The 21,331-nt window shown below is 71.2% G+C and carries 23 protein-coding genes; 15 read left to right on the forward strand and 8 right to left on the reverse strand.

The annotated features are described in order from the left end of the window. Positions 1-141 precede the first annotated feature (141 nt). Positions 142-1,188 carry a hypothetical protein gene (locus EXE44_RS06685; RefSeq protein WP_137716492.1) on the forward strand — a complete coding sequence of 349 codons (1,047 nt, stop codon included), beginning with the start codon at positions 142-144 and terminating at the stop codon, positions 1,186-1,188. A gap of 40 nt (positions 1,189-1,228) precedes the next feature. Here EXE44_RS06685 and EXE44_RS06690 read toward each other — a convergent pair whose 3' ends face one another. Next, complete coding sequence (locus EXE44_RS06690) at positions 1,229-1,948, reverse strand: queuosine precursor transporter (RefSeq protein WP_137716493.1); 720 nt, start codon at positions 1,946-1,948, stop codon at positions 1,229-1,231. Continuing rightward, complete coding sequence (locus EXE44_RS06695) at positions 1,941-2,156, reverse strand: ribbon-helix-helix domain-containing protein (protein WP_137716494.1); 216 nt, start codon at positions 2,154-2,156, stop codon at positions 1,941-1,943. The genes EXE44_RS06690 and EXE44_RS06695 overlap by 8 nt, the downstream gene beginning before the upstream one ends. A gap of 146 nt (positions 2,157-2,302) precedes the next feature. Here EXE44_RS06695 and EXE44_RS06700 point away from each other — a divergent pair, with 146 nt between their 5' ends. The 4 genes from EXE44_RS06700 (at position 2,303) to EXE44_RS06715 (ending at position 6,646) form a co-directional block, all read left to right on the forward strand. After that, entirely contained in the window at positions 2,303-2,884 is a 582-nt protein-coding gene (locus EXE44_RS06700; RefSeq protein WP_137716495.1) for a biotin transporter BioY, read from the forward strand. A 10-nt stretch (positions 2,885-2,894) separates the two neighbouring features. Next, a complete protein-coding gene (locus EXE44_RS06705) occupies positions 2,895-3,647 on the forward strand; it encodes an energy-coupling factor ABC transporter ATP-binding protein (RefSeq protein WP_137716496.1) in 753 nt (250 codons plus the stop codon). Then, a complete protein-coding gene (locus tag EXE44_RS06710) occupies positions 3,644-4,357 on the forward strand; it encodes an energy-coupling factor transporter transmembrane protein EcfT (RefSeq protein WP_137716497.1) in 714 nt (237 codons plus the stop codon). The genes EXE44_RS06705 and EXE44_RS06710 overlap by 4 nt, the downstream gene beginning before the upstream one ends. A 99-nt stretch (positions 4,358-4,456) precedes the next feature. After that, positions 4,457-6,646, forward strand: a complete 2,190-nt coding sequence (locus tag EXE44_RS06715) for a (Fe-S)-binding protein (RefSeq protein ID WP_137716498.1) — start codon at positions 4,457-4,459, stop codon at positions 6,644-6,646. 73 nt (positions 6,647-6,719) lie between these two features. Here EXE44_RS06715 and EXE44_RS06720 read toward each other — a convergent pair whose 3' ends face one another. Continuing rightward, positions 6,720-7,016, reverse strand: coding sequence for a hypothetical protein (locus tag EXE44_RS06720; protein WP_121561593.1), 297 nt, complete (start codon positions 7,014-7,016; stop codon positions 6,720-6,722). Between the two features lie 193 nt (positions 7,017-7,209). Here EXE44_RS06720 and EXE44_RS06725 point away from each other — a divergent pair, with 193 nt between their 5' ends. From EXE44_RS06725 to EXE44_RS06745, 5 genes are all read left to right on the forward strand, one after another. Continuing rightward, on the forward strand, positions 7,210-8,211 hold the full coding sequence (locus EXE44_RS06725; protein ID WP_137716499.1) for a PstS family phosphate ABC transporter substrate-binding protein: 1,002 nt from the start codon (positions 7,210-7,212) through the stop codon (positions 8,209-8,211). A gap of 57 nt (positions 8,212-8,268) precedes the next feature. Continuing rightward, a complete protein-coding gene (gene pstC / locus EXE44_RS06730; protein WP_121561595.1) occupies positions 8,269-9,243 on the forward strand; it encodes a phosphate ABC transporter permease subunit PstC in 975 nt (324 codons plus the stop codon). Further along, positions 9,243-11,009 (forward strand): phosphate ABC transporter permease PstA, encoded by a 1,767-nt coding sequence (gene pstA, locus EXE44_RS06735; RefSeq protein ID WP_137716500.1) that lies wholly within the window; start codon positions 9,243-9,245, stop codon positions 11,007-11,009. Before pstC ends, pstA begins: the two co-directional genes overlap by 1 nt. A 1-nt stretch (position 11,010) precedes the next feature. Further along, positions 11,011-11,844, forward strand: coding sequence for a phosphate ABC transporter ATP-binding protein PstB (gene pstB / locus EXE44_RS06740; RefSeq protein WP_137716501.1), 834 nt, complete (start codon positions 11,011-11,013; stop codon positions 11,842-11,844). 93 nt (positions 11,845-11,937) lie between these two features. Continuing rightward, positions 11,938-12,990 carry a sodium:calcium antiporter gene (locus tag EXE44_RS06745; RefSeq protein ID WP_137716502.1) on the forward strand — a complete coding sequence of 351 codons (1,053 nt, stop codon included), beginning with the start codon at positions 11,938-11,940 and terminating at the stop codon, positions 12,988-12,990. A 43-nt stretch (positions 12,991-13,033) separates the two neighbouring features. On the opposite strand, the gene EXE44_RS06750 is transcribed toward EXE44_RS06745, so the two are convergent. After that, positions 13,034-13,933, reverse strand: coding sequence for a VOC family protein (locus tag EXE44_RS06750; protein WP_137716503.1), 900 nt, complete (start codon positions 13,931-13,933; stop codon positions 13,034-13,036). A gap of 128 nt (positions 13,934-14,061) precedes the next feature. On the opposite strand from EXE44_RS06750, the gene EXE44_RS06755 reads away from it, so the two are divergent. The 3 genes from EXE44_RS06755 to EXE44_RS06765 all read left to right on the forward strand — a co-directional run bounded on the left by EXE44_RS06755 (position 14,062) and on the right by EXE44_RS06765 (position 16,680). Further along, entirely contained in the window at positions 14,062-14,481 is a 420-nt protein-coding gene (locus tag EXE44_RS06755) for a cobalamin B12-binding domain-containing protein (RefSeq protein ID WP_121562430.1), read from the forward strand. Then, positions 14,482-15,648, forward strand: a complete 1,167-nt coding sequence (gene meaB / locus EXE44_RS06760; RefSeq protein WP_137716504.1) for a methylmalonyl Co-A mutase-associated GTPase MeaB — start codon at positions 14,482-14,484, stop codon at positions 15,646-15,648. It begins immediately after the preceding gene. Positions 15,649-15,729: 81 nt separating this feature from the next. Next, the gene (locus EXE44_RS06765) at positions 15,730-16,680 is read left to right on the forward strand and encodes an alpha/beta fold hydrolase (RefSeq protein ID WP_137716505.1); all 951 of its coding nucleotides are present in this window, start codon (positions 15,730-15,732) and stop codon (positions 16,678-16,680) included. 20 nt (positions 16,681-16,700) lie between these two features. Here EXE44_RS06765 and EXE44_RS06770 read toward each other — a convergent pair whose 3' ends face one another. Then, positions 16,701-17,219, reverse strand: a complete 519-nt coding sequence (locus tag EXE44_RS06770) for a DUF4442 domain-containing protein (protein ID WP_137716506.1) — start codon at positions 17,217-17,219, stop codon at positions 16,701-16,703. Between the two features lie 201 nt (positions 17,220-17,420). On the opposite strand from EXE44_RS06770, the gene EXE44_RS06775 reads away from it, so the two are divergent. Next, positions 17,421-18,398 carry a TIGR00269 family protein gene (locus EXE44_RS06775; RefSeq protein WP_137716507.1) on the forward strand — a complete coding sequence of 326 codons (978 nt, stop codon included), beginning with the start codon at positions 17,421-17,423 and terminating at the stop codon, positions 18,396-18,398. 63 nt (positions 18,399-18,461) lie between these two features. On the opposite strand, the gene ftsZ is transcribed toward EXE44_RS06775, so the two are convergent. The 3 genes from ftsZ to EXE44_RS06790 all read right to left on the reverse strand — a co-directional run bounded on the left by ftsZ (position 18,462) and on the right by EXE44_RS06790 (position 20,695). Further along, positions 18,462-19,697 carry a cell division protein FtsZ gene (gene ftsZ, locus EXE44_RS06780; RefSeq protein WP_121561605.1) on the reverse strand — a complete coding sequence of 412 codons (1,236 nt, stop codon included), beginning with the start codon at positions 19,695-19,697 and terminating at the stop codon, positions 18,462-18,464. A 4-nt stretch (positions 19,698-19,701) separates the two neighbouring features. Next, positions 19,702-19,881: a ribbon-helix-helix domain-containing protein gene (locus EXE44_RS06785; protein ID WP_004595187.1), complete on the reverse strand. Its 180-nt coding sequence runs from the start codon at positions 19,879-19,881 to the stop codon at positions 19,702-19,704. A gap of 214 nt (positions 19,882-20,095) precedes the next feature. Further along, positions 20,096-20,695, reverse strand: a complete 600-nt coding sequence (locus tag EXE44_RS06790; RefSeq protein WP_137716508.1) for a zinc ribbon domain-containing protein — start codon at positions 20,693-20,695, stop codon at positions 20,096-20,098. A 178-nt stretch (positions 20,696-20,873) separates the two neighbouring features. Between EXE44_RS06790 and EXE44_RS06795 the strand changes: the two genes are divergently transcribed. Then, a complete protein-coding gene (locus EXE44_RS06795; RefSeq protein ID WP_121561607.1) occupies positions 20,874-21,323 on the forward strand; it encodes a bZIP transcription factor in 450 nt (149 codons plus the stop codon). The last annotated feature ends 8 nt before the right edge of the window (positions 21,324-21,331 follow it).

The following is a 21,331-nucleotide window of genomic DNA, read 5'->3' on the forward strand; positions in this document are numbered from 1 at the left end:
GTACAGTTCACACGGCCGGCGGCGGTAAGTCTCTTGCGCTCGTCGAACCCCGGTTCCGTCCGCGTCCGGGACCGACGCGCCGAGGCTCCCGCCGCGGCGCCCCGGCGTACGCTTTTGGGCCTCCTGGCCGAACCCCGGTCCATGCGCATCTACGCGGCCTACGACGACGGGCTCCGGATCGTCGACCCCGCGACCGGCGCGGTCGAGACGCGCCTGTCCGGCCAGCGCGTCGAGTGCCTCTCCGTCGCGCGCCGCGAGGGCGGAGACGACAAGCCCGGGCGACCGCGCGTCCTCGCGGGGACGTTCGACGCGGGGCTGTTCCGGTCCGTCGACGGCGGCGAGCGGTTCGCGCGCGCGGCCGCCGCGACGCTCGGCCCCGAGGGGTCCGGTCCCGACGCGGTGACCGCGGTCGCGACGAGCCCGCACGACCCCGCGGTCGTCTGGATCGGGACGGAGCCCTCGCGGACGTACCGCTCCGCCGACGGCGGCGAGACGGCCGATCCGGTCGGCGGCCTGACGGACCTCCCCTCCGCCGACGAGTGGTCGTTCCCGCCCCGGCCGGACACCCACCACGTGCGGTGGATCGAGCCCTGCCCGGCCGACCCCGAGCGGTGGCTCGTGGGCATCGAGGCGGGCGCGCTCGCCGTGACCGCGGACGGCGGCGCGACGTGGACCGACCGCCCGGCTGGCGCCCGGCGGGACACGCACGCGATGGCGACCCACCCGGACGCGCCCGACCGCGTCTACGCCGCGGCCGGCGACGGCTTCGCCGAGAGCGACGACCGCGGCGACTCGTGGCGTGCCCCCGACGCCGGCCTCGACCACGGGTACGCCTGGGGGCTCGCGGTCGACCCGGGCGACCCCGACACCGCGCTGGTCAGCGCGGCCGCGGGCGCGACGGCCGCCCACCGCCGCGGCGAGAGCTACCTGTACCGCTACCGGCGCGGCGAGGGGGGAGGTGCGGCCGGCTCGGAGCGCGGTCCCGGCGCGTTCGAGCGCCTCGACGACCGCGGGTTCCCGACGGGCGAGGGCACCTACCGGGCGGTGCTGGCCGCCGGTCGGGCCGCCGGGGAGGTCTGGGCGCTCTCGAACCGCGGGCTCTTCGTCACCCGCGACGCGGGCGATTCCTTCGAGCAGGTCCCGGTCGACCTCCCGGACCGGGCGGCGCGGGCGCTCGCGGTCGGCTGACGGGCGCGAGAAGGAGTCGACCGGGAACCGAGCGACGCGGTCAGTCCCGGACCGCGCCGACGATCAGGTAGACGACCGGCGTGTCGAGGACCGCGATCCCGAGCTTCAGGATGTACTGGCCGAGCCCGAGCGCGAGCAGCGTCGGCGGGTCGAACACCGGCCCGACGCCGAGCAGGAGCGGCGCGGCGTAGAAGGCGACGCCGACGAAGATGACGGTGTCTATCGCCTGGCTCGTCGCCGTCGACGCGAGGTTGCGGAGCCACAGCATCCGCTCGCCGGTGCGGTCGCGGATCGCGTGGAAGACGAACACGTCCCAGTTCTGACTGACGACGTACGCCAGCAGGCTCCCGGCGACGATGTTCGCCGCGGGCCCGAGCGCGGTCTGGAAGGCGGCCGACACCTCGGGGTCGACCCCGGGCGCCGCGAGCGTCGACCACACGAGCGCCAACACGAGGAAGTTCGCGAGGAACGCGACGTTGACGACCACCTGCGTCGCCCGCCGCCCGTACAGCTCCGCGTAGCAGTCCGACGCCAGGAACGTGAGCGCGTACGCCAGCGCCGCGCCGGGCAGCAGGATCTCCGGCCCGACGACCGGCAGTGCGACCGGGAGCGGCAGCGCCAGCACCTTCGCGGCCGTGAGCTGCGCGGTCGCGAGCGCGACGGTGAACAGCGTGATCAGCGCGACCGCCGCGACCGCCGACCGGTCGAGGGGGTCGGTCCGGAAGGGGCCGCTCTCGCCGGCCGCGATCCGGCTACTCATCGGTCCCCCCGCGCGACTCGGCCGCGGTCGACGCGCGGTCGCCGTCGAGCCGGTCGTGGCGGGCGTCGATCTCGTCGAGCAGGTCGAGGTTCTTGCGGATCGACGCGCGCACCGCGTCGCTGCGGTTCACGAACTTCCCGTCGTCGCCGACGTGTTCGTCGAGGTCGGCGAGCAGCTCCGCCGGGATCTCGACGCTTATCTTGGGCATACTCGTCCCGTGGACGCCGGGCGGGGATGAACGTTATTATCCGAGGATTATCCAGGGACTCTCGCGGTGGCCGAACCCGGGGTCGGTCGGGCCGCGCCGAGCTCGTAAACCGCTACGTTGAAGTGGGTTTACGAGTCCGTTCAGCCATGGCAACGAACACGGAGTCCGTCGACCTCGTCGGCGACGAGGCGGCGACGAACCTCGCGCGCGCCGCGCTGTTCGCGGCGCTCGTCGGCGCGTTCGCGTACGTATCGTTCCCGTTCCCGGTGTCGCCCGCGCCGGTCACGCTCCAGGTGCTCGGCGTGTTCCTCGCCGGGATCTTCCTCGGGCCCGTCTGGGGCGCCGCCGCCCTGGTCCTCTACCTCGCGGCCGGGGCGCTCGGCGCGCCGGTGTTCTCCGGCGGCGCGGCGGGCTTCGGCGAGCTCGTGGGCGCGACCGGCGGCTACCTCTGGTCGTACCCGCTCGCGGCGGGGCTCGTGGGGGCGATCGCGCACCGCGGCGCCGCGCTCCGCGACCTCGACGCCGTCTCCGCCCCGGTCCTCGTGGCCGCCATGACCGCGGGGACGGTCGTCGTCTACGCGATGGGGATCGCCGGCCTCTACCTGACGCTCGACCTCACCCTCGCGGAGTCGGTGATCCAGGGCGCCGTGGTCTTCCTCCCGGCCGAGGGCGCGAAGATGGCCGCGGCGATCGGCATCGTCCGATCGGACGCGATCGCGGCGCAGTGAGGGGCCCCCCGTGATCGAGGTACAGGAGGTCACCTGTCGGTACGGCGGGTCCAGTGGCGAGGGCGGCGTCACGGCCGTCGACGACGTCTCCCTCTCGATCCCCGACGGCCAGTTCCTGATCGTCGCGGGCGCGAACGGCTCCGGGAAGACGACGCTGGTCCGGACGTTCAACGGGCTCGTCGACCCCGACGCCGGCCGCGTGACGGTCAACGGGACCCCCGTCGAGACCGACCTCGTCGCTGCCCGGACCGCGGTCGGGATGGTGTTTCAGGACCCCCGCGACCAGTTCGTCGCGGCGACCGTCGGCGCCGACGTGGCCTTCGGGCCGGAGAACCTCGGCCTCGCGCACGCGGAGATAGACCGCCGCGTCGAGGCCGCGCTCGACGCCGTCAACATGGCCGGCCGCGAGACCGACCGGATCGCGTCGCTGTCGGGCGGCGAGCGCGAGCGGGTCGCGATCGCCGGCGCGCTGGCGATGGAGCCCGACCACCTCGTCTTGGACGAGCCGTTCACCGGCCTCGACGAGCCGGCGCGGCGCTCGGTGATCGAGCGGCTCCGCGCGCTCCGCCGCGAGGGGACCGGCGTCGTCGTCGTCACCCACGACCTCCGGGACGTGTTCGGCGTCGCCGACCGCGTGGTCGGCTTAGCGGACGGCCGCGTCGCCGTCGACGCCCCGCCGGCCGAGGCGGCCGCGGCGCTCCCCGGGCTCGACGTGCGCGTCCCCGAGGGCGACCTCGCCGCGCCCCGCCCGAGCGACGGATGACGCTGTCGTACGTCCCCGGCGACTCGGTCGGCCACCGCCTCGACCCGCGCTCGAAGCTGCTCGTCCAGGTCGCCTTCGCGGCGGCGGCGTACGCGTACACCACGCCGCGCGGGCTCGCCGTCCTCACTCCTCTCGCCGCCGCCTGCCTCCTCGCGGCCGACGGCGGCGCCCGCGACCTGTGGGAGTACCGGGTCGCGCTCCCGTTCCTCCTCGTCGCGCCGCTCGTGGCCGGGGCGACGCTCGGCGCGCCGTGGTTTCGGGTCGAGCGCGCGGCGGACACGGGTCTCGCGAGCTACCGCGTCTTCCTAATCTTGGTCGTCGCGGCCGCGTACGTCCGGTCGACGCCGGTCCGGGAGTCGCGCGCGGCGGTCCAGCGGACGATACCGGGGCGGCCGGGCGTCTTCCTCGGCGCGGGCGTCGCGCTCGTCTTCCGGTTCCTGCCGCTCCTGCGGCGCGACCTGTTCGCGGCGCGCGACGCCATGCGGGCGCGCCTCGGCGGCGAGCGCCCCGTCCGCGACCGGATGCGGATCGTCGCCGTCGCGGGGATCGACCGCGCGCTCTCCCGGGCCGACCGGCTCGGGACGGCGCTCGTCGCCCGCTGTTTCGCGTGGAACCCGACGCTCCCGCGGCTGGCGTTCCGCCGCGTCGACGCCCCGGCGCTGGCGCTCGCCGGGTGCCTGTTCGCGGCCGCCGTCCTGCGGATCGCGTGAGCGTCCCGCCGGGGTCGGCCGCCTCGGGTCGGGTGAACGCCGAGCGACGACCGCCGCGTTGTGGCAAGTTTTAACCTCGCCGTATCCCGGTGATCGATCATGACTCCCCTACAGGCGGCCACCCGAGAGACCTTCTGGACGATCGGTCCGGTAGGGAAGGCGGCGTTCTACTGGCTCGCCGCCGTCGCGGTCCTCGTCTTTCTGTACGGCGTCTACGCGCGGTTCGCGGCGTACGCACGCGGCGGCGCCGACCCGCGGGACCGGCTCTCGAACCTGCCCGGCCGGGTCGTCGCCGCGACGAAGACCGTCCTCGCGAACGAGAACCAGTTCGACGGGGACCTCTACACCGGCGTGATGCACACGTTCGTGCTGTGGGGGTTCCTCGTCTTGCTCGTCGCGACGACGATCCTCGGCATCGACATCGACCTCTACCGCCCGCTCACCGGCGAGTCCTTCTGGGTCGGCGACTTCTACCTCGCCTACCAGTTCGCCGTCGACGCGTTCGGCCTGCTGTTCGTCGTCGGCGTCGGCATGGCCGCGTTCCGCCGCTACCGGCAGCGCGAGGGGCGGCTGTGGGGCAAACACACTTCCCTCGAAGACGACGCGTTCGTCTGGACGCTGTTCCTCCTCGGCGTCGGCGGCTTCCTCGTCGAGGGCGTGAGCATGGTCGGCCAGCCGCAGCGGGCGACCGAGACCGTGAGCTTCGTCGGGATGGCGCTCGCGACCGGGCTGGAGGCGGCCGGGCTCACGGCCGCGGGCGCGGAGGCGATATACGGCGCGCTCTGGTGGAGCCACTCGCTGCTCGCGTTCGCGTTCGTCGCGTGGATCCCCTACGCGAAGCCGTTCCACATGATCTCGTCGTTCGCGAACGTCGTCGCCCGCGACGAGAAGGCGGGCGCGCGGCTCCCGAACGTCCCCGCGGACCTCGATCACACAAACGCCGAGTCGCTCGACGACTTCACGTGGAAGGAGCTGATGGACGGCGACGCCTGTACCAAGTGCGGGCGGTGTACCGACGCCTGCCCCGCCGACACCGTCGGCCGGAACCTCGACCCGCGGAACGTCATCCTCGACCTGAAGTCGTACCGCGAGTCGGTGAGTGACGACCCGGTCGCGGGGAGCGGGCGGGGTGACGGGCCGATGGCGACGGACGGCGGGACTGCCGCCGCCAGCGACGGCGGCACGGTCCCCATCGTCGCCGACGAGGGCGGCGTCATCGACGCCGAGTCGATGGAGTCGTGTATGTCCTGTATGGCGTGTATGGACGCCTGCCCGGTCGACATCGAACACCTGACCACCTTCACGAAGATGAACCGCCAGCTCGTCGACGAGGGGGCGGTCGACTCGAACCTCCAGGACGTGTTCCAGGACGTGATGGGTAAGGGGAACACCTTCGGCGAGTCGCAGTCGGCCCGCGGCGACTGGACCGACGACCTCGACGACGCCGTCGACGTGCCGGACGCCCGCGAGACGGAGGTCGAGTACCTCTGGTACGTCGGCGACTACCCGAGCTTCGACGACCGGAACAAGAAGGTCGCCCGCGCGCTCGCGCGCCTGTTCGACGAGGCCGACGTGTCGTTCGGCATCCTGTTCGACGACGAGAAGACGGACGGCAACGACATCCGGCGGATCGGCGAGGAGTTCCTCTACCTCGAACTCGCCGGGCACCACGTCGAGACGTTCGCGGACTGCGAGTTCCAGAACATCGTCTGTACCGACCCGCACTCGTACAACACCATCAAAAACGAGTACCCCGAGGTCGACTTCGCGGAGTTCGCGGACGACCCGATGATGCCGTTCGACCGCGAGGAGCCGTGGAACGCGGACGGCGCGGTCGACGTGTTCCACTGGACGCAGGTGGTCGAGGAGCTGGTCGACGAGGGGCGGCTCGGCCTCGCCGGCGACGAGCTCGACTACACCGTCACCTACCACGACCCCTGCCACCTCGGCCGGTACAACGACGAGTACGAGGCGCCCCGCGAGCTGATCCGGGCGACCGGCGCCGACCTCTACGAGATGCCCCGCTCGCGGGACGACTCGTTCTGCTGTGGCGGCGGCGGCGGCGGCCTCTGGACCGAACACGACGAGGAGGTCAAGCCGAGCGAGGAGCGCCTCCGCGAGGCGGTCGAGGACACCGACGCGGGGGCGGCGATAGAGAAGTTCGTCGTCGCCTGCCCGATGTGTACGACGATGTTCGAGGACGGGCGGAAGACGGGGAACTTCGAGGACGACGTGGAGATCGTCGACGTCGCGGAGCTGCTGATCGAGGCGGTGGAGGCCGGCTCGTAGCGACCGGGACTCCCCGCTCGCGGTCGGGGGTGAGCTTCTCGCGCCGGGGACTCGCGCTCGGCGACCGTCGGTCCTACGCGTGGCTCGACCGTGCGTCGACCGCGTCGTCGGTGCGCCGCAACAGCGCCCGCCCGGGGGCGCGGTCGCGGACCGGCGCGTCGCCGAGGTAGTCGACGAGCGCGTCCCTGAGCAGGGCGATTCCCTCGTCGTCGAGCGCCGCGCCCCGCTCTATCGACTCGATCGAACGGTGGTACGGCCTGTCGTCGTCGGTGGCGGCGGTCGCGGCGTCGATCAGCGCGGCGTGGGCGACCCACGCCTCCTCCCTGGAGGTCGTCGGCGCGGGCGGCCCGTCGGTCGTGGGAGGGGTCATTCGTCCGGGTTCTCCCGGTACGGGGACTTAAAACTACGTCCCGGCACACTCGCTTCGCGGCCGCGACTGCCGCCCGAGTATCTATATACCGCTATATAGAAAACATACAGAAACGTACTCGTACCGGGCCGTACGCGCTCCCCCATACCGCTCATAGCATACTACTTAACCGGAACTCGCTCATCAACTGGTGATGGCTTCCAGCCACGACGCGGACGCAACGGGAATCACACGGCGCAAATCGCTCGCGGCGATCGCCGGCGCCGGGGCGCTGGGACTCGCGGGCTGTACCCAGAGCTCCGACGGCGGGGACGGCTCGGACGGCGGCGACGAGCTCTCCGGACCGATCAACATCGCCGGTTCGAGCACGGTGTTCCCGCTGATGAGCGCGATCATGGAGGACTTCGCCGAGGAGCACCCCGGCGTCGACCCCGACATCAGTTCGACCGGGTCCGGCGGCGGCTTCTCGAACTTCTTCTGTACGGGCGACACCGACTTCAACAACGCGAGCCGCCCGATCCAGCCGGCGGAGGAGGAGCTGTGCGCGGAGAACGGCGTCGAGTACATCGAACTGATCGCGGCGACCGACGCGCTCACCGTCGTCGTCAACCCCGATGCCGACTGGATCGACTCGCTCACGACCGAGGAGCTCGCGCAGATCTGGAAGTCGGACCCCGCCCAGACGTGGGACGAGGTCCGCGACGAGTTCCCGAACGAGGAGATAAACCGCTTCGGCGCCGCCGACACCTCCGGCACCTACGACTACTTCATCGAGGCGATCCTCGGCGAGGAGGGCCACACCAGCGACTACCAGGCGACCGAGCAGGACAACAGCATCGCCAACGGCGTCGCCGGCGACGAGTACGCCATCGGCTACTTCGGGTTCGCGTACTACTTCCAGAACCCCGACCAGCTGAAGGCGCTCGGGATCGACGACGGCGACGGACCCGTCGAACCGAGCCTCGAAACGGCGTCGTCGGGCGAGTACACCCCGCTCTCGCGGCCCCTGTTCACCTACCCGTCGATCGAGTCGCTCGGCGAGGAGCACATCGCGGAGTTCGCCCGGTACTTCGTCGAGCAGACGACGAACGAGGACCTCGTCGCCGGCGACGTGGGGTACGTGCCCGCCACCGAGGAGACGCAGGAAGAGCAGATGGAGAAGCTCGAAGACGCGATCGAGCGGGCCCAGGGATAGCGCCCGCGCGATGAACCGGTGTATTGATTTACGACAGCGTTCGATACCTCACCGTTCGTGACTGACAGCACAGAGAGTCCCGACCTGAGCCGGCGGGGCGGGCTCACACGACTGAAGGAAGGAACCTACGGCGGCCTGTTCGCGGCGTGCGCGGCGATCACGCTGCTCACGACGGCCGCGATCTTCGTCACCCTCCTGTCCGACGCGGTGGTGTTCTTCCGGGCGATACCGATCACCGAGTTCCTCACCGGCACCAACTGGAGCCCGAACCCGGCCGGCGGCGGGCAGGTGTTCGGGATCGTCCCGCTGCTGATCGGAACGATCACGGTGACGATCACCGCGGCGTTCATCTCCATCCCGATCGGGACGCTCACCGCCATCTACCTCAGCGAGTACGCGACCCCGAACGCCCGGTCGATCCTGAAACCCCTCCTCGAGATCCTCGCCGGGATCCCGACGGTCGTGTACGGCTACTTCGCGTTGGTGTACGTCACGCCCGCGCTGAAGGCGACGCTGTTCCCGGAGATGAGCACGTTCAACGCGCTCGCGGCGTCGATCATGGTCGGGATCATGACGATCCCGATGGTGTCGTCGATCTCCGAGGACGCCATGAGCGCGGTGCCGGACGAACTGCGCCAGGCCGGCTACGGGCTCGGCGCGACCAAGTTCGAGGTGTCGACGGGCATCGTCGTCCCGGCGTCGATCTCCGGGATCGCCTCCTCGTACATCCTCGCCGTCTCCCGCGCCATCGGCGAGACGATGATCGTCGTCGTTGCGATGGGCGCGCAGGCGCGGATGCCCGAGGTCCAACAGGCGCTGTTCGGGATTCCGTTCGTCAACCCCGCCGACGTGCTCCTCCAGTCCGGGATGACGATCACCGTCGCGATGGTCCAGATCACCGGCGGCGACCTCACCGGCGGCACGCTCCCGTACAACTCCATGTTCGCGCTCGGCCTCGCGCTGTTCGCGGTAACGCTCGTTATGAACGTGATCAGTGACATCATCGCACAACGCTACCGGGAGGAGTACTGATGGCGACCGAAAACTCGAACGCCGACGGGTTCGGCGAGGTCAGCCGGGTGCGAGGGATCGCCTTCGAGTACCTCTCGTTCGGCGCGAGCGTCTTCGGCCTCGTCGCGCTCGGCGTGCTGCTCGTGTACGTCGCCATCGACGCCTTCGACCTGGCGAACGCCAGCCCCGCGTGGCTGCTGACCTACTTCCTCACGCTCGTCGTCCCGTTCCTCGCGTTCTGCCTGTACAGCGCGGACGACCCGGAGGTCACCCGGCGCGCGCTCGGCGCGCTCGGCGGCGGGCTCGTCGCCGTCGCGGTGCTTTTCACCGCGATCGAGGCGCTCGTGACGCCGATCCCGCGGCTCAACTGGCAGCTCGCGTACCTCTTCGTCGTCGCCGCCCCCGTCACGGCGTACCTCGCGTACGTCGGGAGCCGCGGCCGCGTCGGCGCGGTCGGCTTCGGACTCCTCGGGCGGCTCGTCGGCGGGGTCGCGATCGGCCTCGCGGTCGGCACGCTGTTCTTAGTGTTCGACGCGCTGCTGTGGTTCCTCGCGTACACCCTCGGCGTCCTCCCGGCCGTCGGACTGTACGCCTTCGGCCGGGCCCGCGACGAGGCGCGGGCGCGGACCGCGGCGGCGCCGGTCGCCCTCGTCGGACTGGTCGCCGCGGTGGTCCTCCGCGGCGTGGTCGCGACGTACCCGTCGGACCTCATCATCTACCTCTGGACCGTCGCGGTCCCGGTGGCGGCCGCGGGGGCGCTCCTCGTCGCCGGCCGTCGGAGTCGAACCGCCGGGGCCGTCGTCGGCGGCGTCCCGCTCGCGCTCGCGACCGCCGGCGGGTTCCTGGCCGCCGGCGCCGGACTGCCGGCCCCCACGGTCCTCCTCGCGCTCGTCCTCACGGGCGTGCCGACCGCGGTGTACGTCTCCCGCGTCGTCGACGCCGGCGAGGGGCTCGCCGGGCTGGGGCTCCCGCTGCTGCTCGCCGCGGGCGTGGTCGCCGGGGCGCTGATCGTCGAGGCGCTGGGGGTCCCCGCGCCGGACCCGTGGCTCGACCCCTCGTACCTCACCGAGGCGCCCTCCCGGACCCCGACGGAGGCGGGCCTGTACCCGGCCATCGTCGGCTCCGTCATCATCATCGCGATGGTCGCGGTGCTGTCGTTCGCGCTCGGCGTCGGCACCTCCGTCTTCCTGGAGGAGTACACCCCGGAGAGCGGGCCGCTCGGGACGCTGACCCGGATTCTCCAGGTCAACATCGCGAACCTCGCGGCGGTCCCGTCGGTCGTCTACGGCCTCCTCGGACTGGGGCTGTTCGCGAACCTCCTCGGGCTCGGGATCGGGACGGCGGTGACCGCGGCGCTGACGCTGTCGCTGCTCATCCTCCCGATCACGATCATCTCCGCGCAGGAGGCGATCCGGTCGGTCCCGGACGACCTCCGGCGCGGCTCCGACGCCATGGGCGCGACGCGCTGGCAGACGACGAAGAACGTCGTGTTGCCCGAGGCGATGCCGGGGATCCTCACCGGGACGATCCTCGCGCTCGGCCGGGCGATCGGAGAGACGGCGCCGCTGATCATGATCGGCGCGGCGACGACGGTGTTCCGGGCGCCGGACAGCCTGTTCAGCCGATTCAGCGCCATGCCGATGCAGATCTACACGTGGGCCGGCTTCCCGCAGGCCGACTTCCGGTACGGCGTCGTCGCCGCAGGCGTTATCACGCTGCTGATCATTCTCGTCGGCATGAACGGAACGGCCATCCTGCTGCGGAACCGCGCGGAACGGGGGACCTAACATGAGTAACAGCACAACGGACGACTCGCTCATCACGACGGAGGTACAGGCGGACTCGAACGACGACCGCGCGGCGCCCGGGGCCGGCACCGCGGTCGCGGCTCGCAACCTCGACGTCTTCTACGGCGACGAGCAGGCGATCGACGACGTGACCATGGAGATTCCCGAGAAGCGCGTCACCGCGCTCATCGGCCCCTCCGGCTGCGGGAAGTCGACGTTCCTCCGGTGTATCAACCGGATGAACGACATGATCGAGATCTGCCGCGTCGAGGGCGACGTGGAGTTCGGCGGGAAGAACGTGTACGACGACGACGTCGACCCAGTCGCCCTGCGCCGGAAGATCGGGATGGTGTTCCAGAAGCCGAACCCGTTCCCGAAGTCGATCCGCGACAACGTCGCGTACGGCCTGAAGATCCAGGACTTCGACGGCGACGTCGACCAGCGCGTCGAGGAGTCGCTGAAGGGCGCGGCGCTGTGGGACGAGGTGAAAGACCAGCTCGACTCCTCGGGGCTCGAACTCTCCGGCGGCCAACAGCAGCGGCTCTGTATCGCCCGCGCCATCGCGCCGGACCCGGAGGTCATCCTGATGGACGAGCCGACCTCCGCGCTCGACCCCGTCGCGGCCTCGAAGATCGAGGACCTGATCGACGACCTCGCGGAGGAGTACACCGTCATCATCGTCACGCACAACATGCAGCAGGCGGCCCGCATCTCCGACCGGACGGCCGTCTTCCTCACCGGCGGCGAGCTGGTCGAGTACGACGACACCGCGAAGATCTTCGAGGACCCCGAAGAGCAGCGCGTCGAGGACTACATCACCGGCAAGTTCGGATAGGCGCCCTGCGGCCCCCGTCACGCCCTCCGCGACGCGCGGTCGGCCGCGCTCGCTTCCGGAACCACTAATCCGCTCCGTGCGCACCGGTACCTCGTGACGTTACTCGCGGAGCTCATCGGCGACCAGCCGCTGCCCGTCTGGATCGCGCTCGGGTTCGTCGGATTTCTCCTGACCTGGAAGGGCGCGAACGTCGTCGAGTCGACGACCTCGAAGATCAGCGACCACTTCGGGGTCTCGCAGGCGATCCAGGGCGGGCTGATCGTCGCGGCCGCCACGTCGTTCCCCGAGCTCGCGATCATCGTCATCTCGGTGCTCGTCCTCGGCGACTTCGGCGTCGGCGCCGGGGCGCTCATCGGGACGGCGGTGTTCAACATCTTGGTCATCCCGGCCGCCGTCGCGGTCACGAGCGGCGACACGACGACGACGCAAGGGATCGTCTACCGCGACGCCATCTTCTACATGGTCGCCGTCCTCGCGCTCTTCGGCGTGATCGCCTTGGGCGTCCTCGCCACCGACGGCCGGGAGCTCGCGCGGATCACCCCGCAGATGGGCGTCGGGCTGCTCGTGTTGTACGGCGTGTACGTCGTCTTACTCGTCGGGGGCAAGAGCGGCGCGTCGGACATGGAACGGACCGAGTCGACGAACGTCCCGAAGCAGGCCGGGCTGTTCGCGGCCGGGCTCGTCGTCGTGCTCGTCGGCGTCGAGTCGATGGTGGGCATGACGGTCCAGATATCGGACGCGCTGAACGCGCCCCCGTTCCTCGTCTCCGTGACGGTGCTGTCGGTGCTGAGCTCGTTCCCCGACCTGCTCGTCGGCGTGAAGATGGGCGAGTCCGGCGACCAGCGGGCGGCGATCGCGAACGTCTTCGGCACGAACACGTTCAACCTCGTCGCGGCGCTGCCGGTCGGCGTCGTCCTCGCCGGCGGCGTCTCGATCGGGTTCCTCACGTCCGTCCCGCTCATGCTGTTCCTGTTTTACACCACCCTCGTCGTCGTGGTGCTGGCCGCAACGGACTTCGAGCTCACCACAGAGGAGGGGTACGTCCTCCTCGCGATGTACCTGATCTTCCTCGCGTGGATGACGACCGAGGCGCTCGGCGTCACCACGTTCCTGACCGAGTCGACGCTCCGGACGATCGTCGGGTGACCGGCCGGCGACTCGACCGGGGCCAGGGGCCGTCGGCGGCCCGCTACGGCGTCCGGACTCGGACCTCGATCCCGTCGGCGTCGGTGACCGCGAGCCCGTCGTCGCGCGCTTCGACGGCGAACTCGATGTCGCGCTCGGCCGCGACCGCGTCGAGCCGCGCCCGGACGGCGTCCAGCGCGGCCGCGTCGGGGACGACCACCTCGAACCACGCGAGCCCGCGTCCAGCGCTCGGGGTCGTCCGCCCCCGCCACGTGTTCGCGCCGAGGTGGTGGTGGTAGCCGCCGGCCGCGACGAACCGGACGTCCGGCCCCGCCATTCCGACCGCGAAGCCCAGCCCGTCGACGTAGACGGCCTCGAACGCCGACAGCGAGGCGACTTCGAGGTGGACGTGGCCCACGTCCGTGCCGGCCGGAGCGCGGTCGACGACGCCGCCGGGGTCGGCGCCCCCGTCCGCGGCCGCCGCGACGCCCTCGACGTCGAGCGGGTCGGTCGCCACCCGGGGCGTCCCGTCTAGGTCGGTCGGCCACTCCTCGCGGGGGCGGTCGCGGTAGATCTCCACGCCGTTGCCCTCGGGGTCGTCGAGGTACAGCGCCTCGCTGACGAGGTGATCCGAGGCGCCGTCGAGCCGCCACCGCTCCCGGACGCGGCCCAGCGCCTCGCCGAGCGCGGCCCGCGACGGGACGCGGAACGCGGTGTGAAAGAGGCCGGCGTCGGTCCGGCCGCGGGCCGGGCGGTCGGGGTCGCGCTCGACGACGAGCAGCGGCGTCCCGCCGGCCCCGAGCATCGTGCGCTCGGTGTCGCGGTCGAGGACCGCGAGCCCGATCACGTCGCGGTAGAACGCGGTCGTCTCGTCGAGGTCAGCGACCCGGAGCGCGGCGCGACCGATCCGGGTCTCGGGCGGCAGCCCCGTGGCGTCGGCCGGGGCGTCGACGGTGTCGGTCATCGGGGACGGTACGTCCGCCCGCGCGTTCAACGCGTCGGTCGCGGATCCGGCTCGGCGGCGCCCGCCCCGCGACGGAACCTTCCCTATCGTCCGTTAGAATCAAACCCGCACGCGACCCAGTGTGGGGCATGAGCGCCGAACAGCAGGAACGCGCGGTGCGGTGTCTGGTCGCGAAGGTCGGGCTCGACGGTCACGACCGGGGCGCACACGTCATCGCGCGGGCGTTCCGCGACGCCGGCTTCGAGGTCGTCTACTCCGGACTCCACCGGGCGCCGGAGGACATCGTCCAGGCGGCGGTCCAGGAGGACGTCGACGTCCTCGGGATCTCGATCCTCTCCGGCGCGCACAACACGCTGGTCCCGAAGGTGATCGAGGGGCTGAAGGAGTACGACGCGTTCGACGACACGCTCGTCCTCGTCGGCGGGATCATCCCGGACGAGGACGAGGACGACTTGAAGGAACTGGGCGTCGCCGAGGTGTTCGGACCCGGGACGCCGATGGAGGAGACGATCGAGTTCATCCGGAACAACGTCCCGGAGCGCGCGTAGATGGCCGGGCCGGACGCACCGTCGTTCGGGGACGCGCCGTCGCTCACCGACGCGGACGCCGCGCTCGTCGAGGACCTCCTCTCGGGGAGCCACCGCGCGCTCGCCCGGGTCATCACCAAGATCGAGAACCGAACGCCCGGGTACCGGGCTATCGTCTCCGCGCTCCACGAGCACACCGGCGGGGCGGACGTGATCGGGGTCACCGGCTCGCCGGGCGCCGGGAAGTCGACGCTCGTCGACAAGCTGGCGGCCGCCTACCGCGACCGCGGCGACACGGTCGGCGTGATCGCGGTCGACCCCTCCTCGCCGTACACCGGCGGGGCCGTCCTCGGCGACCGGATCCGGATGGGGTCGAACGTCGGCGACATGGACGTGTTCTTCCGGTCGATGAGCGCGCGCGGCCAGCTCGGCGGCCTCTCGACCGCGACCGCGGACGCCGTGAAGGCGCTCGACGCCTTCGGGAAGGACGTGGTCGTCTTAGAGACCGTCGGCGCCGGGCAGAACGAGGTCGACGTGGTTCGGACCGCCGACACGGTCGCCGTCCTGGTCCAGCCCGGCTCCGGCGACGACGTGCAGACGCTGAAGGCCGGCATCTTAGAGATCGGCGACGTGTTCGTCGTGAACAAGGCCGACATGGACGGCGCCCAGCGGACCGTCGCCGAGCTGGAGGAGATGGTCCACCGCCGCGAGGGGACGACGACGGCCCGCGACGCCGGCCACCACGGCGCCGCTTCGATGGCCTCGACGGACGGCGCCGCGGGACGGCGCGACGGCGCCCGGTCGGGCGGTTCCGGCCGCGACGACCCCGACGCGCACGACTCGGGCGGCGACGAGTCGTGGACGCCGGACGTGTTAGAGACCGTCGCGAACACCGGCGAGGGGGTCGAGGCGCTGATCGAGGCGTTCGACGCGCACGCGGCGCACCTCCGCGAGTCCGGGGAGATCGAGGCGACCGAACGCCGCCGGTACGCCGCGGAGATCCGCACGCTCGTGCGGGCGGACGTGGGGGGGATCGCGACCGCCGAGATCGAGCGGCACGGCGGGATCGACCGCCTCGCGGAACGGGTCCGCGACCGCGAGACCGACCCGTACGCGGTCGCGGAGGCGATCGTCGGACCGATCGCCGACTGCGTCGAGGCGGCGGCCGACCGAGACCCGGACGACTGACGGCGGCGCCCCGCCGTCGCGGCCGCGGTCCGCCGGGCCGCGTCCCACGAGTATAAGTCGCCAGCGAACCAACAGTATTCCATGAAGCTCAGGAACCTCCTCGGCAGCGCCGCGCTCGGCGTCGGCGCGCTCGCCGCGCTCAACACCGGTCTCCGCTACGAGGGCGAGTTGGAGTCCCCGCTCGACGGCGACGACGGCGTCTTCCGCTGGCGCGGGATGGACGTCGCGTACACCGAGGCGGGCGACCCGGACGACCCGGACCTCGTCCTGCTCCACGGGATCAACGCCGCCGGCTCCTCCGGCGAGTGGCGCGCGGTGTTCGACGACCTCGCCGCCGACTACCACGTTATCGCGCCCGACTTCCCCGGCTACGGCCGGTCCGACCGCCCGCCGCTCCGCTACTCCGCGGCGCTGTACGAGGACTTCGTCCACGACTTCCTCGCCGCGTTCGACGAGCCCGCGGTGGTCGCCTCCTCGCTGTCGGCCGCGTACGCGGTCGCGGCGACCGACGGCGACGGCGAGGACGGCGTCGAGCTGCGCGGCTTCGTCGCCGTCTGTCCCACGGCCACCGCGGGCCCGAGCCCGGCGAAGGGGTGGCTCCGCGAACTGCTCCGCGCCCCGCTCGTCGGACGGGCGCTGTTCAACGCCATCACGGCGAAGCCGTCGATCCGCTACTTCAACGCCGACCACGGCTACGACGACCCCGCGAACCCGAGCGCCGAGTGGACCGACTACGAGTGGCGGACCACCCACGTCGAGAACGCCCGGTTCGCGCCCGCGTCGTTCGTCTCGGGCACGCTCAACAGCGAGGTCGACCTCGCGGCCGCGCTCGCCGACCTCGACGTGCCGCCGACGATCGTCTGGGGCCGCGAGGCGACGGTCAGCCCGCTCACCGAGGGGCGCGAACTCGCCGACGCGGCCGACGCGCGCCTCGTCGTCTTCGACCGCGCGCGGCTGCTCCCGCACGTCGAACACCCGGACCGGTTCGTCGAGACCGTCGAGGAGGCGCTCGTCGCCGGGGCGACGGCGTAGGCCGGCGACGCTCCCGTCGGCTACTCGTCGCGGCGCACGTACAGCGTCTTCTCGCAGGCCGCGTGGACCTCGCCCTCCTCGTCGACGAGCGAGACGAGGTACTCGCGGTCGGTCGACTCGCCCGGCGCGAGCGCCTCGCGGATCGCCTCCGTCTCCCGGGTCGGGAGGTCGAACTCCGCGAACAGCGTGTCGCGGCCGGGCTCGATGAACTCCAGCGCGGCCGACTTGTCCCAGACGGTGAACCCGTCACCGAGGACCCGCCGCAGCATCATCATGTACACCGGGTCGATCGCGCCGTAGATGCTGCCGCCGAAGACCGTCCCGACCGCGTTCCGGGTGCGCCAGTTGAACGGGACGCGGATCCGGACGTAGCGCCAGTCGGCCGCGATATGGTCCACGCGGGCGCCCGTCCCCCGGTACGCGGGCATGAGGTTGAACCCGAGGCGCCAGAGCCGCGTCCGACGGCTCTCCGCCGGGGGGTCCTCGCGCAGGGGTCGCGGGTCGGGGTCGCGGTCGACGCCGGTCGGGGAATCGCTCACGGCGATCTGCGACGGGCCGGCGACAAACCGGTGTCGGAACCGGCGACAACGCGCCCGGGGTTGTCGACGTTTACCGCTCGTTTACGCGGGTCTCGCGGCGCGTGTCTGCGAGCGGTCGCCCTCGGCCCGTCCCGGTTCCGCGGCCCGCCTCGTGTGGCCGGCCCGAAACGGGTATCCCCGCGCGAGCGCAACCGGACACCGATGGAGTGCGACAAGTGCGGAGCCGACGCGATCCACCACGCCGCCTACTCCGGGGCGCACCTCTGTGGCGAACACCTCCGGCTGTCGGTCGAGAAGCGCGTGAAGCGGCGGGTCCGCGAGGACGGCCTCCTCGACCCGGACGCGACGCCCGACGACCCCGACCGCTGGGTGATCGGTCTCTCCGGCGGGAAAGACAGCGTCGCGCTGACCCAGATCCTCGACGACGTGTTCGGGGCGGACCCCCGCGTGGAGATGCTCGCCCTGACGATCCACGAGGGCATCGAGGGGTACCGCGACGCGAGCGTCGACGCCTGCGTCGAGCTGGCCGACGACCTCTCGATGCGCCACGAGCTGGTGTCGTACGAGGAGGAGTTCGACGTGCGGATGGACGACGTGGTCGAGGACGACCCCGAGAACATGGCGGCCTGCGCGTACTGCGGCGTGTTCCGCCGCGACCTCCTGGAGAACTACGCCGCCGAGTTCGACGCGGACAAGCTGCTCACCGGCCACAACCTCGACGACGAGGCGCAGACGGCGATGATGAACTTCCTCGAGGGCGACGTGCGACAGGTCGCGAAGCACTTCGACGCCTCGCTCGGCCCGTTCGACGAGCGCGCCGAGACCGACGCGTTCGTCCCGCGCGCCAAGCCCCTCCGCGACGTGCCGGAGAAGGAGATCGCCCTGTACTGCCACGTCCGCGACCTCCCGACCCACATGGCCGAGTGCCCCCACGCCGAGGAGGCGTACCGCGGCGAGATCCAGTCGACGATCCACGAACTAGAGGAGAATCACCCGGGCGCGCGCCACTCGATCATGGCCGGCTACGAGGAGCTGTCCGCGCTCGCGGCCGACGCCTACCGCGGCGGGGACGGCGACGGCGAGACCCCCGACCTCGGCGAGTGCGAGCGCTGCGGCTCGCAGACGAGCCGCGACGTCTGTCGGAAGTGTCGGCTGCTGGAGTCGCTCGAAGCGGCCTGACCGGACGCCTCCTCTCCGAAGCGGATCAAAAAACGGTTAGCCGTCTGTCCTCCGGGGTGCGGCTCAGCGGATGACGTCGAGGCCGTTGTTCTTCTCGATGGGGTCGCTGCCGCCGTCGGACTCCCACGCGCCGCGGTCGGTGCCGCCGGAGACGGCCGCTTCGCCCCTGTCGCCCGCCGCGCCCGGGCTCCCGTTCGCCTCGGCGGCGCGCGAGCGCGAGTCGCTGAGCTCCTCGCCGTTGACGGCCGCGCGGGACTTGTCGGCCTGCTTCTGGGTGGAGGGACCGAGCACCTGCGCGCTCTGGACGCCCGTCATGATCGCCATGACGCGCACCTTGCCCTTGTACTCCTCCTGGATGCGGGCGCCCCAGATCACGTTGGCGCTCGCCTCCAGCCGCTCGGTGATGTTGTTCGCGATCCCCTCGGCCTCCTTCAGCGTGAGGTCGGGGCCGCCCGTGATGTGGACGAGCCCGCCCGAGGCGCCGCGGTAGTCGACGTCGAGCAGCGGGTGGTTCATCGCGTCGTTGACCACCTCTTGGGTCTTGTTCTTGTCCTGCGTCTCGCCGACGAGCATGACCGCCACGCCGCCCTGGTTCATGATCGTCGACATGTCCGCGTAGTCGAGGTTGATGAGGCTCGGCTGGGTGATCGTCTCCGAGATCCCCTTCACCGTCTCCGCGATGATCTGGTCCATCACGGAGAACGCCTTCCCGATCGGCAGGTTCGGGACGTAGTCGAGCAGGCGGTTGTTGTCGAGGACGATGATCGAGTCGGCCTCGTTGCGGAGGTCTTCGAGGCCCTCCTCGGCTTTCACCGTGCGGGCGCGCTCGACGTTGAACGGCGTCGAGACCATGCCGACGACGATGGCGCCCTGCTCTTTGGCGATCTTCGAGACGACCGGCGCCGCGCCGGTGCCGGTGCCGCCGCCCATGCCGGCGGTGACGAAGACGAGGTCGGCGTCGCCGAGCACCTCCTTGATCGTGCCCTGGGCCATCTCGGTGGCGCGCTCGCCCATCTTGGGGTCGCCGCCGGCGCCGAGCCCCTGCGTGAGCGACTTGCCCACGAGGATCTTGGTGTCGGCCTCGATCATCTTGAGGTGCTGTTTGTCCGTGTTGATGGCGACGGTGTCGGCGCCGTCGACGCCGATGTTGTACAGCCGGTTGACCGTGTTGTTCCCGGCGCCGCCGGCACCGACGATGACGATTCGGGGGTCCCCGAACTCGTCGTCGTCCATGTCGACGTCCATGTCGCGCTTCTCCGCTTCCGCGTTGTCGAGGGCGTCCTGAACGAGATCTTGCATCAGTTTACACCTTCGCCCAGTTGCGGTTGCGGCCGCGCTCGTCGCGCTCGCCGTCCTGTTCGTTCAACATGTCGCGGACGGCCGACCGGATCGCCTCGCTCCGGTTCGGGAACTCGCCCGTCTCCACCATCTGTTCGACCTCGTCGATCTGCTGTTTCGGGATTCGTAGTGTCACACGCTCCATTGGTATTCCCCCGGTAAGACGGCGACCACGCGACGCGTGTGTCTTACAGCGAGAGACCGCCCGAAACCGGGGTATCACCCCGCCCGGACGCACGCTGTAAGACGACCGTCTTACGCAACTCGTACCTCCGAGGCTACCATTATAAAACTATCGGAGGTTGTAAGACAAACTGGCGGTGAGCGGGCCGCGGCGTATGCGCGGGGTCTTACGCCGGCTACTGATCCTTCAACACGTCCGCCGCCGGCGTCCGACGCCCGCACCCGGGGCAGAACGCCCAGTCGGTCCGGAGCTCGTCGCCGCACTCGCAGAAGGCCCTGTGTGACTGCTTTTCGCCGCAGTTCGGACAGTACACGTGTTCGGACGGGACGACCTCTCCGCACCCGCCGCAGGCGTTTTCGCGCGTGTTCGCGCCGGGGTCCGTCTTACGCGCCGCCGGCTCCGCGTCGCCGGCCGTCTCACGCGTCACACGCACCTCGTCGTCCCGGTCGTCGGACTCGGCGCTCGGCGCGTCGAGGGTGACGTTTACGTTGATGTCGCCCGGGCTCCCGGCCGCGTACGCCGGTGCCGCGGCACCCCCGGCCGGACCGAGCCGCTCGTCGAGCGCGGCGTCGAGCCGCTCCGCGATCAGGTCGTCGACGCGGTCCGCGAGGGCGTCGTCGACGCTCCCGGCCGACGCGTCCGACGCGTCGGACTCGTCTCCCGTCCCGTCGAGGTGGGTCCGGAGCGCCTCCCGCATCACCTCGCTCTTGGAGGCGTCACACGCTTCCAGCCGGTCGACGAGGTCGTCGTCCGCCCGGAAGGTGATCTTGCTCATACCGAACGTGTATCTCCGGTCAGTACAAGTATCTTCCCCCGGCGTCTGACACGTTTCACGGCGCCGAAACGTTCGCCGCTCGCCGGCCGAATCGGGCGACCGCCCGCCGAATCGTGTGATTTGGTCACACGTGTGTCTGACGCAGATTTATACGCGTCGCGCGAGCATGCGTGTGTATATGAGTAACCGCGTCGAGGACCTCGAACGGCAGGTCGCGGAGCTACAGGCGGCGGTCAACGGGCTCACCGAGGAGCTCGTCGAGATGAAAGAGCGCGTCCGACAGCTGGAAGACGAGCGGTCGGTCGCGGTCGAGGCCGACGCCGCGGGCGCGGCGGCCGGCTCCGAGGCGAGCGCAGCCGGCGACGCGTCGGACGACGAGCCCGCGGCCGACGACGCCGCGCAGGCCGCGGCCGGCGGCGAGCGGACGACGCACTCCGACGACCACGTCGACGTCTTCGAGTCCGTCGAGGAGTCGTCCGACGGCGCGGACGAGGCGGCGGCCGCCGACGCGGCCGAGGGCGACGACGTCATCGTCCCGGAGCAGTCGGCGACGACCCCCGACGCCGAGGAGAGCGCCGAGGACGACGAGGGCGAGTCGAGCGAAGGCGACGACATCATCGTCGCGTAAGCGGTCGC

Source organism: Halorubrum sp. SS7 (assembly GCF_005435055.1).
GTDB classification, from domain to species: domain Archaea; phylum Halobacteriota; class Halobacteria; order Halobacteriales; family Haloferacaceae; genus Halorubrum; species Halorubrum salinarum.